The organism is Winogradskya consettensis (assembly GCF_018332715.1).
GTDB lineage: Bacteria > Actinomycetota > Actinomycetes > Mycobacteriales > Micromonosporaceae > Actinoplanes > Actinoplanes consettensis.
In genome coordinates, this window is the sequence record NZ_BOQP01000028.1 from 117,445 (window position 1) to 134,493 (window position 17,049).

Annotated in this window: 17 protein-coding genes and 1 pseudogene; 10 read left to right on the forward strand and 8 right to left on the reverse strand. The window is 67.0% G+C overall.

Going from position 1 to position 17,049, the window contains the following annotated elements:
* The first annotated feature begins 87 nt into the window (after positions 1-87).
* Positions 88-927 carry an MIP/aquaporin family protein gene (locus tag Aco04nite_RS25865; protein WP_212999845.1) on the forward strand — a complete coding sequence of 280 codons (840 nt, stop codon included), beginning with the start codon at positions 88-90 and terminating at the stop codon, positions 925-927.
* Positions 928-1,525: 598 nt separating this feature from the next.
* On the opposite strand, the gene Aco04nite_RS25870 is transcribed toward Aco04nite_RS25865, so the two are convergent.
* Entirely contained in the window at positions 1,526-1,981 is a 456-nt protein-coding gene (locus Aco04nite_RS25870) for an integrase core domain-containing protein (protein ID WP_244876290.1), read from the reverse strand.
* A 111-nt stretch (positions 1,982-2,092) separates the two neighbouring features.
* Complete coding sequence (locus Aco04nite_RS25875) at positions 2,093-2,560, reverse strand: helix-turn-helix domain-containing protein (protein ID WP_212999847.1); 468 nt, start codon at positions 2,558-2,560, stop codon at positions 2,093-2,095.
* Positions 2,561-2,682: 122 nt separating this feature from the next.
* Here Aco04nite_RS25875 and Aco04nite_RS25880 point away from each other — a divergent pair, with 122 nt between their 5' ends.
* The 3 genes from Aco04nite_RS25880 to Aco04nite_RS49715 are packed head-to-tail and all read left to right on the forward strand — an operon-like array spanning position 2,683 to position 3,230.
* Positions 2,683-2,925 (forward strand): DUF2255 family protein, encoded by a 243-nt coding sequence (locus Aco04nite_RS25880; protein ID WP_212999848.1) that lies wholly within the window; start codon positions 2,683-2,685, stop codon positions 2,923-2,925.
* The gene (locus Aco04nite_RS50050) at positions 2,834-3,052 is read left to right on the forward strand and encodes a DUF2255 family protein (protein ID WP_369076654.1); all 219 of its coding nucleotides are present in this window, start codon (positions 2,834-2,836) and stop codon (positions 3,050-3,052) included. The genes Aco04nite_RS25880 and Aco04nite_RS50050 overlap by 92 nt, the downstream gene beginning before the upstream one ends.
* Positions 3,053-3,098: 46 nt before the next feature.
* Positions 3,099-3,230, forward strand: a complete 132-nt coding sequence (locus tag Aco04nite_RS49715; protein WP_280519382.1) for a hypothetical protein — start codon at positions 3,099-3,101, stop codon at positions 3,228-3,230.
* 117 nt (positions 3,231-3,347) lie between these two features.
* Here Aco04nite_RS49715 and Aco04nite_RS25890 read toward each other — a convergent pair whose 3' ends face one another.
* The 3 genes from Aco04nite_RS25890 to Aco04nite_RS25900 all read right to left on the reverse strand — a co-directional run bounded on the left by Aco04nite_RS25890 (position 3,348) and on the right by Aco04nite_RS25900 (position 7,065).
* Positions 3,348-3,869 carry a carboxymuconolactone decarboxylase family protein gene (locus Aco04nite_RS25890; protein WP_244876291.1) on the reverse strand — a complete coding sequence of 174 codons (522 nt, stop codon included), beginning with the start codon at positions 3,867-3,869 and terminating at the stop codon, positions 3,348-3,350.
* A 95-nt stretch (positions 3,870-3,964) separates the two neighbouring features.
* Positions 3,965-5,215 (reverse strand): putative PEP-binding protein, encoded by a 1,251-nt coding sequence (locus tag Aco04nite_RS25895; protein ID WP_212999851.1) that lies wholly within the window; start codon positions 5,213-5,215, stop codon positions 3,965-3,967.
* Positions 5,212-7,065, reverse strand: coding sequence for an FAD/NAD(P)-binding protein (locus Aco04nite_RS25900; protein ID WP_212999852.1), 1,854 nt, complete (start codon positions 7,063-7,065; stop codon positions 5,212-5,214). Before Aco04nite_RS25900 ends, Aco04nite_RS25895 begins: the two co-directional genes overlap by 4 nt.
* A 264-nt stretch (positions 7,066-7,329) precedes the next feature.
* Here Aco04nite_RS25900 and Aco04nite_RS25905 point away from each other — a divergent pair, with 264 nt between their 5' ends.
* Both Aco04nite_RS25905 and Aco04nite_RS25910 read left to right on the forward strand, forming a co-directional pair.
* Positions 7,330-7,857 carry an OsmC family protein gene (locus tag Aco04nite_RS25905; protein ID WP_212999853.1) on the forward strand — a complete coding sequence of 176 codons (528 nt, stop codon included), beginning with the start codon at positions 7,330-7,332 and terminating at the stop codon, positions 7,855-7,857.
* Between the two features lie 537 nt (positions 7,858-8,394).
* Positions 8,395-9,306: a hypothetical protein gene (locus Aco04nite_RS25910; RefSeq protein ID WP_212999854.1), complete on the forward strand. Its 912-nt coding sequence runs from the start codon at positions 8,395-8,397 to the stop codon at positions 9,304-9,306.
* Between the two features lie 67 nt (positions 9,307-9,373).
* Here Aco04nite_RS25910 and Aco04nite_RS25915 read toward each other — a convergent pair whose 3' ends face one another.
* Positions 9,374-10,447 carry an LCP family protein gene (locus Aco04nite_RS25915; protein ID WP_212999855.1) on the reverse strand — a complete coding sequence of 358 codons (1,074 nt, stop codon included), beginning with the start codon at positions 10,445-10,447 and terminating at the stop codon, positions 9,374-9,376.
* A gap of 3 nt (positions 10,448-10,450) precedes the next feature.
* Entirely contained in the window at positions 10,451-11,251 is an 801-nt protein-coding gene (locus tag Aco04nite_RS25920; protein ID WP_280519383.1) for a polysaccharide deacetylase family protein, read from the reverse strand.
* 249 nt (positions 11,252-11,500) lie between these two features.
* Between Aco04nite_RS25920 and Aco04nite_RS25925 the strand changes: the two genes are divergently transcribed.
* Positions 11,501-11,911, forward strand: a complete 411-nt coding sequence (locus tag Aco04nite_RS25925) for a DUF4345 domain-containing protein (protein ID WP_212999857.1) — start codon at positions 11,501-11,503, stop codon at positions 11,909-11,911.
* A gap of 15 nt (positions 11,912-11,926) precedes the next feature.
* Here the strand turns inward: Aco04nite_RS25925 and Aco04nite_RS25930 are convergent, their stop codons facing one another.
* A complete protein-coding gene (locus tag Aco04nite_RS25930) occupies positions 11,927-12,529 on the reverse strand; it encodes a TetR/AcrR family transcriptional regulator (RefSeq protein WP_212999858.1) in 603 nt (200 codons plus the stop codon).
* Positions 12,530-12,622: 93 nt separating this feature from the next.
* Here Aco04nite_RS25930 and Aco04nite_RS25935 point away from each other — a divergent pair, with 93 nt between their 5' ends.
* The 3 genes and pseudogenes from Aco04nite_RS25935 to Aco04nite_RS25945 all read left to right on the forward strand — a co-directional run bounded on the left by Aco04nite_RS25935 (position 12,623) and on the right by Aco04nite_RS25945 (position 17,032).
* Positions 12,623-13,651 carry an MBL fold metallo-hydrolase gene (locus Aco04nite_RS25935; protein ID WP_212999859.1) on the forward strand — a complete coding sequence of 343 codons (1,029 nt, stop codon included), beginning with the start codon at positions 12,623-12,625 and terminating at the stop codon, positions 13,649-13,651.
* 1,362 nt (positions 13,652-15,013) lie between these two features.
* Positions 15,014-15,565 (forward strand): annotated as a pseudogene (locus Aco04nite_RS50055) (Ig-like domain-containing protein); the annotation flags it as partial.
* A 42-nt stretch (positions 15,566-15,607) separates the two neighbouring features.
* Positions 15,608-17,032, forward strand: a complete 1,425-nt coding sequence (locus tag Aco04nite_RS25945; protein ID WP_212999861.1) for a fibronectin type III domain-containing protein — start codon at positions 15,608-15,610, stop codon at positions 17,030-17,032.
* The last annotated feature ends 17 nt before the right edge of the window (positions 17,033-17,049 follow it).

Sequence of the window (17,049 nt, forward strand, 5' to 3'; positions counted from 1 at the left end):
AACTGCGGCACAGAGCGGACGGACGGCCGCCGAGGTCGGGACCATGAGCTCTGCTCGGCGGCTGATCTTTCGGCGAAGCTCGTGATCATGAAGTTCATAAGTGACGGCGTGACGCGGCCGAGCGACGACGATGCCCGAGCCGCTCTGGCCGAGTTTGGTCTAACTACGGCGTTCATGACGATCGTCTTCAGCGCTGTGCGCTGGGGTATCGGCACCGTGACGCCCGCTGCTACCGCCGTCGAGCTGCGTGTCCGGGTCGTGGTCGTTTCGGCGCTGGTCGGTCTGGTCATCGTGGGATTTGCCAACTCCCGGGCGGGTCGTTTCAGCGGCGCACACATGAATCCGGCCATCACCTTGGGACTATTTGCTTTCGGAGCGGTGCCGGCCCGGCGGGTCGTGCTGTATCTGCCAGCCCAAGCGGTCGGGTCGATTCTGGCCGCTGTGGTCACCAGACTCTTGTGGGGGCCGGCGGTGGCCGAAGAGCCGGTCAGGTGGGCAGTCGTTCAGCCGGGACATGGCTGGCACGGGCTGTCCGTCGCCGTTGCCGAGGCAGTAACCCTCGGGATCATCGTCACGGTTATGTGCCGGGTGAAGATCCGTCGGCCCAGGTGGCCGTTGGCCTGGATCGTCGGAGTCCTCTTCGGTTTGCAAGGTGCGGTCCTGGGGACGCTCACGGGTGGGTCGGCCAACCCTGCCCGCCAGCTAGGACCCGCGCTTCTCTCCGGCGAGGCCCGCCTGCTCGCGGTCTACTTGCTCGCTCCAATAATTGGCGGTCTCCTCGCCGGGTGGATCGCGGATCATTTCGAATACGGACGCTGGTCTCGCGACGGTTACCGTTTCGGAACTCACTCGACCATCCGGCCGAAAATGCGGCATTCTGTGGTCGATGCACACATACCATCGAACGGGGTCGACGCATGGCCGTGATCTCGCGATATCATTTTCTCGGGAACGCGGAGGCGAAGCATTCTGCGTTTCACCGTGGGGGAAGTCGTGTGCTCTCATAGGTTGTCAAGTGGTCACTCGGGCTGAGTCACGGTGACATCTCGTGTGGGCCGTCTGCTCATTCTGGATATAGGTGAACCGCCCACAGCTGAAGCAGTCTGGATCCATCGCAGTCTTTACTGCGCATGGGCCGGCACCCGCCGCACTTGATTGGCCGTGGTCACAAGCCTGGTCACAGCATTGATCAACTTCGGCTGGATTGGGTGAAACCGGACGGCATTGCGATGCCATTCTGTCCGTTCTAGTGTACATTTAGACACAGGCTGACAGTGCTTAACCGAATTGCAACCGGACTGGGGGTCAAGGGGTCGCAGGTTCAAATCCTGTCAGCCCGACGATGTGATGTCTCGGGACATCAGAATAGCCCGGACCTACGTTTTCGTAGGTCCGGGTTTTTTGTTTGTGGGTGTGGGGCCGGGTGGTCGGCCGGTGGGCTGGTAGTCGCGGTCGGGGTTGATGGTCAGGGCGCGGAGGAGTTCGCCGGTGGCGGCGTGGGTGATCCTGACGTTGAGGTCTTGGATCAGCAGCAGGACGTAGGTTCCGGCGTAGGTTTGCCGATGCCGATGTGGCGTAATCGTCCGGCGAGTCGCAGGGTGACGGTGCCGGCTTTGCTGATTTTGTCGTGCCGGACCCGGTCGTGGGTGTCGTGGCTGCGGTCGGTGCTGGGGGTCGCTTTCGGGCGGTGGTGGTAGGCCGTGGCGGGGGTGGCCCGGTGGGGTAGGGATCGGTGGGGTCGGCGGTGGTTGTACTCGTCGCAGAAAACGTCGATCAGTGTCTGTAGTTGGGTGATCGTGACGGGTTGCGGTGTCTGGGCGCGGAGCCATTTTTTGAGGGTTTGCTGGAATCGTTCGACTTTCCCGCAGGTGGTGGGATGGTTCGGGCGGGAGTTTTTCTGCACGATGTTGAGGCGGTGCAGGTCGGTTTCGAGTTTGCTTCTGCCGCCGCGGCCGCCGGCGAATCTGACGGTGTAGACCATGCCGTTGTCGGTCAGCGTTGATGCTGGGATCCCATAGGTGGCAACGGTTTGCTGGAACGTGTGGGCCACTATCGGGCCGGTGATCCCGTGGTGGGCGCTGAGGTGCAGGGCTTAGCGGGAGTGGTCGTCGAGCCAGGTGATGATCTCGGTGTCGGGGCCGGGTGTGCCGTCGGGTGTGGTGAGGCGGTAGTGGGTGAAGTCGGATTGCCAGGTTTCGTTGGGCTGGTCGGCTTCGAACCGGATGTAGGAACTTTTCGGTCGTTTCGCCGGTTCGGGCGTCACTCGGCCGTGGCGGGTCAGGATCCGGTTGATCGTGGCCCTGGACAACACGGTCTGGTGGTGATGCTCGAGGTGCCAGGCGATGGTGTCGGCGCCGGCGTCCAGGCCGCTGTCGGCGAGGTGTTTGCGTAGCTGCAGGACCAGTTCCACGGTCGGTGCCGGGGTGGTGGTGGGCCGGGTCTTCGGGGCGCGTGAGCGGGCCTCGAACGCTACCTCGCCCTCGAGGGCGTAGCGGGTCATGAGACGGCTGATCCAGCCCTGGGAGACACCGTAGGTGCGGGCGGTCTCGGACTGTGACATGCCGGTCTGATCTTCCCCGGGTTCCGTGGAGTCGGCTGGTGAAAGGCGGGTAGGTGCTTGTCAGAAGGCACTGGCCTGCAGCTGGGAGGAAACGCTGTGGCACCCGAATCAACGATGGCATCGTGGACGGCCGCGAGCTGGCCGCCATCGGCCGCACCGAGAAACTCGAGCTCGCCACCCTGCGCGACAACGGCATGCTGCGCCCGTACGTGACGATCTGGGTCGTCCGCACCGGTGACGAGCTGTGTGTCCCCTCCGCGCGCGGCGTGCACGGTGGCTGGTACGTACGTACGCGCCCTGCGCCCGGAACCCGGGCGCCTCCGCGCCGGTGGCCTGGAAGGCGACGTCGTCTTCGCCGCGGCTGACGATGCGCATGCCGGCATTGACGCCGCCTACCGCGCCAAATACGACCGGTACGGGCCCGCCGTTGTGGGCTGCGTCGTGGGGGAGAAGGCGCACGGAGTCACCCATCCGCCTGCTTCCCGGAACTGAAATGAACTTCTCATGTCCACCGTTCCGAACCTGACGCTGAACAACGGTGTCGAGATTCCGGCGATCGGCCTCGGCGTGTTCCAGACCCGCGGACGAGACCCGCGATGCCGTCCAAGCAGCCCTGTCGACCGGTTACCGGCACATCGACACCGCCGCCGCGTACGGCAAACGAGCGTGAGGTCGGCGAGGTGATCGCCAAGTCGGGCCTCGACCGGTCCGAGGTCTTCATCGAGACCAAGATCTGGATCAGCGACTACGGGTACGACTCAACGGCATCTCGCACGGTGCTGACTTGTCACACGCCGTAGCCCTGCTCGACGATGCGCGAAGCCATCGGCAGGTAGTCCTCAGGTCGCTGTGGGGCGAACGTGCCCAGCCCGTCGACGTAGCGGTTGAACATGCAGAACGCCGCGGCGATCAGAACGGTGTCGTGGATCTCGACGTCGTCGGCGCCTTCAGCGCGGGCGGCGTCGATGAGTTCGGTGGTCACCGCCCGGCCGCTCCGCTGAACCGCACCGGCGATATGCAGCAGCGCCCGCAGCTTCGGCGACACCGGCGCGGAGTCCAGGTCGGCGCGCACCTTATCCACAAGGGACATGCCGGCGTTGAGCTGGACGGCCGCGAACGCCGAATGCGACGAGCAGCAGAAGGTGCATTCGTTGAGCCCGGACACATAGGCCGCGATCAGCTCCCGCTCGCCCGGCGGCAGGGAGTGCGGGGCGCGGAGCAATATTTCGGCAAGCATGTTGAGCGGCTGTGCGGTCTCCGGGCGGAACCGCATCGGGCCGGTGATCCCAGGGAACTCGTGCTCGTCCAAACCGAGGTCGATATGAGCCATACGCCCACCGTGGCACAAAGTGATCGGGCCCACATCTTCAGCCATGCGCAGTTCTCACACCGACCGGCGCGGGTTCAGGCGGCCTTCCCGACAGTGAGTGCCGGCGGGCCGGGGGATCGGAGGACGTGCGTGAGTTCCGAGACGCACATCATGTATCCGGTCGGCGCAGGAAGCCGCTCGATGTAGTGCTGGAGGTCGGCGCCGAGCGCGAATACCCGGGTCGGGGTGCCGGTCACGCGCGCGTCCTCGATGACCCGCCGCAGCCCGTCGAGGACGGCCGGGTGCCGGGTGCGGTAGGACTCGGCGACCAGGTGATTGCTGCGGTCGGCGGCGAGGTAGAACTGCACCAGGTCCTTGGTACCGACGAACAGTTCATCGGCGCCGGCGGCGCAGATGTCCGAGGTGGCGTGGACCGCGGCCGGCGTCTCGATGAACGCGGACAGGGGCGTCTCGGGCGACAGCCCGAGGTGCGGTCGCAGCTTAGCGAACTCCTCGGCGTCGGTGAGGAACGGCGCCGAGAGATGGACACGGGCGGCCTGGGTGCCGAGTCGTCCGCGCAGGGTGTCCAGCATGACGTGCAGCGCCTGGGGGTACGCGGCCGAGCGGAGCAGCCACCGGGTGCCGTGCAGGCCCATGTCGGGGTTGGGTTCCCGCGGCACCGTGGCTTCGCCGGTGATGTGGACGGCATCGTTGGAACGCAGGTCGAGCATTCGCAGTATCAGCCGCTGGCCCGGCAGCAGCGCTTCCGCGCATACCGCCAGCTGTTCGGCGATCGCCCGCCCGTAGGCGTTGACAGCGGCCCCGCCGCGCAGATCGTCGATGGGTCTGAGACCTGTGGCGAAGCACAGGAACTCCTCCCGGACGAAGAAGGACTCGACGACTGACGGCCGCGGAACACCCGAGTTGAGGCCGCGGATGTCCCGGAGGTCGGCGATCACGGCACAGGCCGAGCCGAGAACCTCCGGCGGCGGACCGACCGGGCTGGTGATCGCCACACCGGTTCCGGCTGCGGCTGCGCCGACGGTGACCGACTCTCGTTCCAGGTCGAGCGTCACCACGCCGGCGAGCTTGTCGAGGTCGGCCGGGTCGACGCGCAGGACCGGAATGCCCTTGGCGCGGCAGATGGACTGCATATGGCCGGTGCGCCCGCCAGTACTGCAGACGACCGCGCGGGCGGTCATGAGCGCGCCGTACAGCTCGGGGGTGATCGCCTGCGCTACGAGGATCGAACCCTCCACCGGCAGTGCGGTGCGATTGCACGGCCCGTCCACTACGGATTCGGTGCCCCGGGTGAGCAGGACGCCACGGATCTGTCGTTCAATCACGAGTACTCCGCCTCTTCATCATTCGCGATGCCCAGCTGTCGTCGCAGCTGGCGCGGGGTTACCGAGATGTCCGTCATTCTCCGCACCGCCGCCTGGTTGACGGCGATGCGGATCAGCCTGATGTCCTGTTCAGCAGTGGTGGCCGGGAAGCGGCGATCGGAGCTAGGGTGGTCGGCCAGCTGTGCATCGAGGCGCTCGCGCGCGGCCCGCGACCGTGCGGCGAGGCGCTTGACCTCCACAGCGACGGCCTGCTCAAACTCGTCGTGGGTCGTCTCGTCGACGGTGAACGAGCGGTGCAGTGCCGCCCCGCCGTCGTAACCCAGCTCGAGGCGCTCGACGACATGGGCGGCGACCACAATGGAATGGTTCTTGATCGCGGCGAGATTGAACGCGAAGGCGCCGGTGCGGCCGTTGCGCACGATCTCGTCACCCTCGCGCATCACCCCGATGGCGGAGAGCATCTCGTTCGGCTCGCCACCGGGCCGCAGTGGCGTACCCCAGCTGTTGATCTCGATGCCGCGACCGGTGCGCTCGTGGGGGGTGATGAGCTTCTTCGCCAGCAGATCCATCCACAGCGGGGAGTCGACGTGGGTGTAGTCGAACTCTCGCCCGAAGTTGCACACCACGAGGTCGGCTCGGATGACGCGGGTGGCGTCCTCGGTCGCCACGACGACGTCGAGTCGTCCCGACGTGGCCGGTGCGACTTTGCCGATCCTGCCGACGACGAGCTCGACCGAGCCCTGGCCGGACTCCATGGCATGCTCGACGATCGACGTCGTGTAGAGCACCGCGCCGACTCGCAGCGAGGCGATCTGCGTACTGAACTCCTGGAGCAACTGCCGGAGCTCGCCGGTCGGGATCTGCTCGATGACCCGGGGAAGGTAGGGCTCCCACGCCTTGGCCACGCGTTCCGTGACGATCATCCGGTCGATGTCGGGGTGGTCGGTGGTGACCGCGTCGCAGGCAGCCTCCCATTCGGCCTGGACGCGCGCCAGGAATTCCGTCCGGTCCTGGTACGGCTCGAACAGTGTGGCAGGTGCGGGGAGCCGGACCACGCCGTGCTCGTGGTGTTCAGGGTATGTCCGCGGCGTCGTTCCCGACTTGGAGACCAGGTGGACGGTGCCGGTGTGGCCCTGGCGCAGCAGCAGAGCCACCGAGTCATACGCGCTCAGCACCGTTCCGACGATCACCACCCTCGCACCGGCCGGGGTCGCGAGGAGCCGCCCCACACCGTCGGTCGAGTACGGGTGCCGGATGAACGCATCGTGGTCGAGCACCTCGGTTGCGAACGCCGGCTCTTTGAGCTCCATGCCGGTCGCGAGGATCACGTGATCGGCCGTCAGCGTCCGCGTCGGCGTCACCCCATCGGCGTCACCGTCGCTGGGGGACTGCCGGATCGACACCTCGACATGGTCGCCGCTGATGGCCAGGCTGACTGCCTCGCCTTCGGTCTCGACGAGCTCGACATCGGGGTACGCTTCCAGGCGCGCCTCGGCGATGCGATCGGTCAGGTAGTCGTGGTAGATCCGGCGCGGCGCCGGCCCGCTGTCGACGAACGTGAAGTCCGACCACGGCGCGGACCATCCGCTGCGGTCGGCCTCATGATTGGCCCAGCGCACGAAGTCGTTGACGTCTTCGCGGAACGCGGACATCCGGCCGGCCTGGATGTTGAACACGTGATCCCACGGGTTGCCGTCCCGGTGATACGCCACGCCCGCGTACCGGTAGTCCTGGCGGCGCTCGAGCAGGACGATCTCGAGGGGCTCACGGGCGAACTGGAGAAGCCGGATGGCCGTTGCCGTGCCGGCCAGTCCGGCGCCGACGATGAGAACCCGAGGACGACGACGCAAACCCTGCCTCCATGTGAGTCAACGGCAGGACGGGTTGACCAGCCTATGTGGATGATTTCATCATCCGGAGCTACGCGTGTGATCACTCTGTGGATCCACCGATTCTGACGGCCGGGAACGCGGCGGCGCCACTTCGTCAATGCGGAAGCCGCCGGCACCGGCGGCTACAGTCGTCGTGCCGGGCGGATCGACGGAACGTCGGCAGGTCTGGCATCGGCCATGATCATCGCGCGAAGGGGGACGGCGGGTATGGATCAGATGACGGTGGCTCTCGTTCAGAGCGGGCAGACGGCATCGGTCGCGAGCATTCGCGATCACGCGGTCGTGATGGACCGCCCGTCCTCGCACGGCGGATCGGACGCCGGCCCGATGGGTGGCGAGACGCTGCTCGCCGCGGTCGGCGGCTGCTTTATGAGTACCTTCTACGCCGCCGCCCAGGCCCGGTCCGTCCCGGTCGAGGGTGCGACCTCACGTGTCACGGGCGTGTTCGTGGCGAACCCCCGGCGGTTCGGTTCGATCCACATCGAGGTGTCCTGCGACTCGTGTCCGCCCGCTGACCTCGAGCACCTCGTCGAGGTCGCTGAACGCGGTTGCCTGGTGGCGGCGACCCTCAGGCAGGGGATGGCCGTGACCGCGTCGGTCACCGCGTCCGGTTCGCCCGGACAGCCGCGCGCTGCCGTGCCGAGCCCGCTCACACGCGTCGACCGGCCGACGCCGCCGGGGCCTGAGCGCCAAACGGCACAACGCCTGGCCACGCCCACCTTCGGGGGAACCGGGGCGATTACTTCCTGACTGCGCACCATGGAAGATGCACGGAAAGTTGCCCGCCGCTATCCGGCTTCGCTTTCCGGGGTGGTGACGGAGCAGCTGCCCGGCTGGAATTCCCGGGCGTACGTCCTCGACGGCGGTGCCGCCAGGGGTGGCGGGGGAGCTCGGGCGGCGGGAGCACGGTTCGGAACCGTGGCGCCCGTGGGCAATGACGAGGATCGGATCTCCTATTTCGTACGCGTGTACTCCGGCCATTTAATCCGGGGCTCGACCCGGCGACTACCGCCATGCCCAGTTGAACAGGTGGCGTTGAGCCACTATCCGTCTTCAGCCGGATCCCTCCCGACGAGCCTAGGCCCCTGGGAATGGTCGCAGGAGTCGAGCGCCGCGCATCGTTGTGGGCTTCTGGCTTGGTCGCCTTGGTAGATCGGTGTAGGCCTATTTCCTCGCCGAGTTGTTCGCCAAGTCGGCGCCGGGTGGACGGACGGCCGATACGTCTGGCCAGGACGGGCTGACTTGGGTGGGCGTCCGGGCCGCCACGACAACCATTACAGTCGCATCGTGAGCGCAGACCAGGGTCTTGTTCGGGTGTCCGACTCGTTCGGCGTACGCCGCGCCCGAATTGGATCGATTCTCGCCGATGATGGGACGATCTATCTCGTCAAATGGGATGATACCGACGAGGAAGAGCGCGTCCCACGAGCCGCCGACGTGCACGTCGCGACGAGGGGTTCGCTGCGTTTCCTAGCCCTGTCCGACGCTCGGCTGTTCCATGCCGTCTTCGCCCAGGAGCCTCTCGCGGTAATTCTCCACCTGCTGGCCGAGTCGTCGGCGCCGCTGAACGTACGAGAGATCCGGGAGCATCTGGTTGGGCTCGGGCTCCGGAACGAGACCTGGGCCCGGCACTGGCCCCGCGTGCTAGCGGTTCTGCCCAAGTGGCCGGGTGTTGTCCGACGACACAAGGGCGACACCCTGGCCTACGCCTGGGTGGGCGACGACCTGCCCGATCTTCCGTCGGACGCCGAGCCCGAGCCGGAACCGGAGCGGGCCACCCCTACGCCCGCGTCGAAGCCCGCACCCGCACCTGCGCCCGCCAAGCCGGTTGCGGCCGCCGCGACACCGGCCGAACCGGCGGTGCCGTCCCCTGAGCGCCTCCGCCGCCAGATGGGCGCCGCGCGGAGCCTCAGCGAGGTCGCGCGTCTGCTCACGCTCCCGAGGGAATTCGTGGCTGAGCTGTCACCGGAGGTGGTCGCCTCCGCTCTCCGTAGGGTCGCCGCTGAGGATCGGCTGGTCATGGGTTTGCTCGAGGCCCTGACCGCCTCCGGGCCGATCGGCGCGCTGACCGAGGAACTAGCGATCGCTCGGGCGGCGAACGCCGCACTCCAGAGCCGGGTCGACGAACTGGAGGAGTGGTGGACGGCCCTCGAGCAGAGCACCGATCCGAGCTCCCCGATCCGTCAGCCGGGTAGCTGACGAGCTCGACCGAGGCTGGCCGCCTGAGGGGAGCTACCAGGTCGGTCGCCGACGCACACGGGGTGATTCAGCGGCCGTGGCGTACGTCGTTGGGTGGGTTGTCGCGGACGTATTTGTCGAGGTTGTCCTCGCGGAGCGCGGCGAACAGCTCGCGGGAGCGGTCGGCGTCGGGGACCATCACCGAGCCCACGCCGGGAACGTCCCGGTTCTCCGCGATCGGCAGTGTCATGAAGGTCATGTCGTTCGCCCGCAGGCCACGCAGTGTGAAAGCCAGGCGTTGCACAGGCATGCGCCGGTCTACGGTGAGGGTGCTGGCCGCGGTGCGGACCAGGCGGTCCAGGTCGCGTGGGCTGGTGAGCATGTTCTGGTCGGCTACTTTCTCGGCCAGGGCCCGCAGGTACTGCTGATGGCGCTTGGACCTGTCGATGTCGTCGTTGGGCAGGCCGCGGCGCTGACGCACGTAGTACTCGGCCAGTTGGCCGTCGAGGTGCTGCTTTCCGGCGGCGAAGGCTACGCAGCGACGCGAGCGGCCCTGCGGGTCGGTGCATGGTGCCGACGGGTACGGACTGTGGTCGGGCAGGAAGCGGTACGTGTCGACGGTTGCCTTGTCGATGGTGACGTCGACGCCGCCGACCAGGTCGGTGAGTTTGCGGATGCCGGCGAAGTCCACGATCAGCGGCCAGTCGATCGTGATGCCGCCGTACTGGTTCAGGGTCTGCACGAGGCGTGGGGCGCCACCCCATGCGTACGCCGAGTTGATTTTGTTTCGGGGCCCGCGGCCGCCGCCGGCGGTGGCGATCGGCAGGTACGTGTCGCGGGGGATCGAGATCACATACGCCTTGTTCGTCGACTTCGGGATGTGGATGAGGATGACGACGTCGCTGCGACCGTCGCCCGGCTCACCCTTCGTGCGGCTGTCCGAGCCGATGATCAGCAGGTTCATCGGCCCGCGTACCTTCGGCGGCTCGGTCGTGGCGCCGGGGGAGGCCGGAGGTGCGGCAGGCAGCAGGTCGGCGCGCTCGACGGCGCCCTCGTATCGGTGCGAGAGCAGCTGGGTGCCGGCGACCGCGGCCGTCGATCCGACGACGAGCAGGGCCAGCACGACGACGAGCACGATTCGCAGACGACGAGACTTGGCCATCGCTTACACCCCCACGAAACGGTAGCCGCGGTCGATCAGAACGGGAAGGAACTTCCGCAACGCGCGTACGGTCTGGGACCGGTCGCCGCCGCCGTCGTGAGTGAGCACTATGGACCGGTTGCCGACCTGGTGCAGGACCTTCGAACGAATCTGGTCCCATCCCGCGTTGTCCCAGTCGCGGGGGTCGACGTCCCAGGCGATCGAGGTCTGCCCGAGTTCCGCGCACACCTTGAACGCGGTGGGTGACCAACTTCCGTACGGGGCCCGGAAGAGGTGGGGTATGTGCCCGGTCGTTGCGGCAACGGTGTCGATGGCGCGACCGATCTCGGTTCGTGCGCGTGCGGCGGGCATTCGGCTGACGTCCTTGTGCGACCAGGTGTGCGTACCTATGGTGTGTCCTTCGTCGATGATGGACTTGATCAAAGCAGGGTGATCGTGTGCCTGCTGCCCGATCACGAAGAATGTGGCCTTGATGTGTTGCTGGCGCAGGATTTTGAGCACCTGCGGCGTGTACGCCGGGTCCGGCCCGTCGTCAAAGGTGAGCGCCACGGCCTTCGACCCTTTCGGCACAGCAGCGGCCGGTACGACGTAGAGCGGCTTGGTCTGAATCGCTATGGGCGGCAGTGCGGTCGGCGTGGGTGACGGCGGCGGCACTGACGGCGCCGGCGAGGATGGCACTGTTGCCGGTTTCGCTGCCGGTCCGCCCGGCTTTGGCGGCGGCGGCCCGGCACAGGCACTGAGCAGGGCGAGGCCACCCAGAGTGAGAAGCGCCCGCCGGCCGCCGGACCAACTTTGTTGCGTCATTCCCTCCACCACCTCCGGCTCCGCTGGTGCAGCTGGTGCCGCAGGGATCGACGGCGGAGTGTTGGGGAGTCTTGTTGGGAGATGTCAGGAACTGGTGAGGCGTTCGGTGATGCCGGCCGGTGGACCTCAACTTGTCGGAGCGTACGGTCGAGTCCATCGTGCATGGCTTGACGAATGGTCTGGACGTGCGCAATCGGCCGCACGCCGTCGCGTACGCAATGCGGTCAGGGTTGATCGGATGAGGAACAGATGAGATTCAGCTCGGCGAACACCCTCCGGGTGCTGCTGGCCCTTCTGGGGTTTGTGCCCGTCGGCACCGGCTTGCTGGGGGTGATCGGCGGCCTGACGCTTGACCCGAGCGGCGACGACTCGAGCCTCTACTTCAACAGCGAGTACCGTTTCCTGAACGGCGTGTGGATCTGTGCGGGCATCGCGCTCTGGTGGTCGATCCGCCTGCCGGTGTCCCGGGCGGCCACCACCCGGTTCCTGCTCGTCGCCATGATCGTGGGCGGAGTGGCCCGGGCGGTGTCCGTGGCGGCCGAGGGATGGCCCGGTCCCGTTTTCACCACCGCCCTCGGTGTCGAACTGCTGGCGATCCCGGCATTGACTCTGTGGCATGCCCGGGAGTACTCGTTGCCGTCGGGCGGGTCCGCCTCGTGAGGTGATGCCGGAGGGTCACGAGCCGCCGCCGGTCAGAGGGCCGAAGGCAGCGAGCGTGAGTGACTCCTGGAGCGCGGCGATCCAGTCGTCGATCGGTTTGGCCGCGTCCATCGGGACGAAGGCCAGGGCCATTGCGGCGAACAGCGCGAACAGGGCGCGGCGGCGGCGCTGATCGGGGTCTGCTCCGGCCGGTGTGATCAGCCGGGCGAGGTCGCCGACGCTGCGACCCATGGACTGCGCCCCGGCTCCGAGCAGGTCGGGCTCGGCGAGGATGAGCGCGCGCCGGCGGGCTTCCAGGCTGCGGTCCTGCTCCGTCATCTCGCGCGCTGCCGTCGCGGCGGCACGCGACACCGCCGCGAGCGGGTCGAGTGGGCCGTCACCAGGATCGATGTGCCGCACCAGCCTCTGCAGAAGGGGGTCATGCCACAGGATCTCCGCTTTGCTGCCGAAGGTGCGGAACACGGTGCGTTCGGGGACCCCGGAGCGCTCGGCGATGTCGGCCATGGAGACCGCGGCGAATCCGGCTTCTTCTGACAACTCCAGCAGGGCCAGGCGTACGGCGGCCTGCTTGCGGGCCGCGTTGGTGGCCCGGCGTCCGGGGGAAGAGGCCTGCTCCATCCCGGCAGCCTAGCAATGTGGCAGGCCCTGCCACATTGCGCTACCGTCGCCTCAGGTGATTATGGCAGTGACTGCCAATTTAGCGGAGGCGTCATGACATCGACCAAGAAGTTTTCCCGGCGGCAGGTCATCGCCGGTGCCGTGGGCGCCGGCGTCGTCGCGGCGGGTGGCGGCGCTTACTACAGCTTCCTGGCACCGTCCGGCGACGTGCACGAGTACGCCGGACACCTGGTGAACGATCAGCGGGCGCTGCGGTCCGGCGAGGTTCGGGTCACGTTCCTCGGCGCGACAACGCTGCTCGTCGACGACGGGACCACTCAGCTGCTGTTCGACGCCTTCATCACCGACATCTCGTTGCGCACGGCGGTCTTCGGCGAGCTCAGCACCGACGAGGCGAAGGTGGACGCCACTCTGGCCCGGGTGGGCGCCGATCGGATCGAGGCAATGTTCACCACACACTCGCACTACGACCACGCACTCGACGTCGCCCACATCGCCCGGCGCACGGGCGCGATCCTGCACGGCTCGCCCTCCACGCTCAATATCGGCCGCGGCGGCGACCTCCCCGAGGCGCAGCTGCAGGCGTACCAAGTCGATCAACCGGTGAAAGCCGGCGCCTTCACCGTCACAGCCCTGGCCTCGAAGCACTCACCCGGCACCAAAGGCGGGGACGGCACCCCGATCACCGGCCCGCTGCGCCAACCCGCCAGGGCGGGCGACTTCTACGAGGGCGGCTCCTACGACCTCCTGGTCGAACACGGCGGCCATTCGCTGCTGGTCAAAGGTTCGGCGGGATACCGGCCCGGCGCGCTCGACAACGTCCGGGCCGACGCCATGTTCTGCGCGACGGCCGGCAGCATGGGCAAGGACGCGTCGTTCCGGGAGCAGTTCTACGAGCAGACGATCGCCAAGGTGCAGCCGAAACTGTTCGTTCCGCTGCACTGGAACGACTTCTTCCACCCCGTCACCGGCGACCTCGCTGCCAACATGAAGGCGATCGACGACGTCACGGCCGGCTGGAACTACCTCATCGACAAGTTCGAGAGCAGCCACTGCGAGTTCGCCCCGATGGAGGGCTACAGCAGTGTGATCCTGTTCGGTTCGACCGGCCGGGCGGCGTGAGGATGCGGTCGGTGGGGTTCTTGAGGCAAAATGTCTGACCATTAGCGTTTTTGAGACAGAAGGTGTTCGACCCCGCAGCGTAGACCTATGAAGAGCACTCTCCCCGCCTTGCTTCGGACGACGCGTGCCGCCACCGCGATGGCGCTGGTCGTCGGGGCTGCCGTTGTGGTGCCGGCGTCGCTTGCTGTCGCCGTCGGCGGTTCAGCACCGCTGGTTATTTCTGAGTTTCGGGTTCGTGGCCCGAGCGGAGCCAACGACGAGTTCATTGAAATCGCCAACATCGACGGCTCGCCGCATACCGTCGCCTCGTCGGGTGGCACAGGGTATGGCGTGGCTGCCTCCGATGGCGTAACACGTTGCACCATCCCTGACGGAACCGTGATCCCCGGCCGCGGGCATTATCTGTGCGTCAACAGTGGTGCCTATTCGCTGGCCGGCTACCCCGGCGGCAGTGGAAATGCCACCTATACCACGGATATTCCGGACAATGCAGGTATTGCGCTGTTCAACAATAATACCGGCGGGGGGAGTTACATTCTCGCTAATCGGCTGGACGCGGTGGGTAGCGCGACTGAGGCGAACACCCTCTACAAAGAGGGTACCGGCTATCCGGCGCTCACTCCTTTCAGTATCGATTACAGCTTCTATCGCAGCCTCTCCACCGGCACGATATCCGGCCAGAACCAGATCGACACTCCCACACCGGGCATTCCGAAAGATACCGACAATAACGCGACGGATCTCATTTTCGTCGACACCAACGGCACCTCGGCCGGTGCCGGCCAACGGCTTGGCGCCCCGGGGCCGGAAAACCTGAGCTCGCCGGTGTCCGGTGGCGGGCTTGCCGTGAGCCTGCTCAACGATTGTGTTTCGGAAGATGCCGCGCCAAATGTGGCCCGTGACACGACTTCTGATCCAGCGAACAACTCGACCTTCGGTACGGTCACGTATCGACGTACGGTCACGAACAACACCGGCGCGCCGGTCACTCTGTTGCGTCTTCGGGTCGCTGACATCCGGACGTTCCCGGCTCCCAGCACCTACGCTGATCTGCGGCCGCGGACCGCCACGGGCGGCACTGTCACTGTTGATCGCACGTCATGTGGTGGATCCAGCTCGGACGTGCCGGTCGCCGCCACAACCCTGCAGCAGCCGCCGTCGCAGCCGAATGGTGGCGGATTCAACTCGAGCCTGTTGGTCACCCTCGGCTCGTCACTTGCTCCTGGCGCGAGTGTCAACGTCAACATTCTGGCCGGGGTTCAGCAGACGGGAAGGAACGGAGTCCGTTTCATCACCGAGGCGCTTCCGAGCGCCGGTACCGGGACACCGGCACTGACGTGTGCCGGCGCCACGATCGCGGGCATGGGGGACAACTACTGCAATTTGACCCCTCCGACGATCTCCGCTCCGTCCGCTGGCGCGGTGCTGACGAACGGCACGGTGACGGTCAGCGGCACCGGTGGCACTACCGGCGCCACGGTGACGGCAACGATTGTTGGACCGGCTCCGGCTGTCACGGAATCGACGTGTACGAGCAGTGTGGGGTCTAACGGGACGTGGTCTTGCAGTCCTTCGTCGCCGTTGGCTGACGGGTCGTACTCGGTCAGCGTCAAACAGACCGACGCGTTGAGCCACACATCGCCGAGCTCGGCGTCGAGGTCGTTCGCGATTGATTCCACGGCACCGGCTGCGCCTGCTGTTTCGGTGCCGTCGGACGGTGCGGCGTTGTCCAACGGTGCGGTGACGGTCAGCGGTGATGGCGGGGAAAATGGTGCCACGGTGACGGCGACGATTGTCGGGCCGGATCCGGCTGTTACGCAGACGACGTGTACGAGTCCTGTGGGGCCTGGTGGGTCGTGGTCGTGCAGTCCTTTGTTGCCGTTGGCTGACGGGTCGTATTCGGTAACGGTCAAACAGGCTGATGCGGCGAGCAACGTTTCTTTGGGCTCGGCGCCGGTGTCGTTCACGGTCGACTCCGCGGCACCCCCGGCCGCACCCACCGGGGTCAGCATCGTCGCCGGTGATCAGCGCCTGGCCATCACCTTCACCCCGCCCACGTCCACCGGTTCGGCACCGATCACCTCGTACGACGTCAGCGTCGACGGCGGTGGCACCTGGTCCGCCCTGGCTACGTTCGCGGGCACCGGAGACACCCGGGTCGCGAGCCTCACCGACCTGCAGAACGGGGTCTCCTACGCCGTGCAGATCCGGGCGGTCAACAGCTTCGGCGCCGGGGTGCCCTCCGTGCCCGCCGTCGGCACACCGGTCGCACCGGTGCAGCCGCCGGCCACCACCCCGCCGGTGATCACCCTGCCGCCGGTCATCAGCGCCGTCTCACCGGCAACCGGCACGATGGCGGGCGGCACCACGGTGACCGTCACCGGCACCGGGCTCGGCGCTGTCCGATCCGTACGCATCGGCGCGGTGACCCTGGCATCGAACGACTACACGGTCAACCAGGCCGGTACCACGCTGACGTTCACCACGCCCAAGGTCGACGCGGCCGGCGCGGTCTCCCTGGTAGTCAGCGGCGACACCGGCAACGCCACCGCCGTCTACACCTACACGTCGCCACCCGTGGACGAGGACGTCACCGCACCCGGCGTACCCACCGCAGTCAGCACGACCATCGGCAACCAGCGGATGTTGCTGTTCTTCACCCCGCCCACCTTCACCGGTGGGGCGCCCATCACCGGGTACCAGGTCAGCTTTGACGGCGGCCGCACGTGGCGCTCCGCAGCCACCTCCGAAGGCGCCGGAGAAACCCGCTTCGCCACCCTCGAGGGACTACAGAACGGTGTCACCTACCGCGTGCAGATCCGGGCCCTCAACGCCCGCTATCCCAGCGAGGCCTCGGCGGCAGCAACCGGCGTACCGAACTCGCCGACACTGCCGCCGATCGTCCCGCCGGCGCCCCTGGTACCCATTCCGGCCAACCCGGACGCCTATCGCGGAAAGGTGAGATACACCAAGGCCCTCTACACGACGTTCAGCGGCGCCCTGGCCCGCCCCATCACCGCCCTCGGCACCCATCAACTCACCGTCCGGGAGGCCGCGACGGTGTCCAAGAAGGGTCTGTTCGGCTTCGACAGCGCCAAACTGACCACCACGGGTCGTGCCCAGGTCAAGCTACTGGCCTCGCACCTTCGCATCGCGAAGGCCGTGCGCTGCGAGGGCTACACCGACTACGCCGGCCAGGACGCCCACGAGCTCACCCTCAGCCGGGGACGCGCGCTCGCCGTCTGCAAAGCCCTCATCCAGTACGGGGCCAAAGTACGCATCGCCACCGTCGGCCATAAAGACGCCCGGCCGGTCATCATCGGCGGCACCGCCAAATCCCGTACCGCCAACCGCCGCGTCGTCGTCCAGGTCACCTCCTGACAACGGGCCGCATCGGA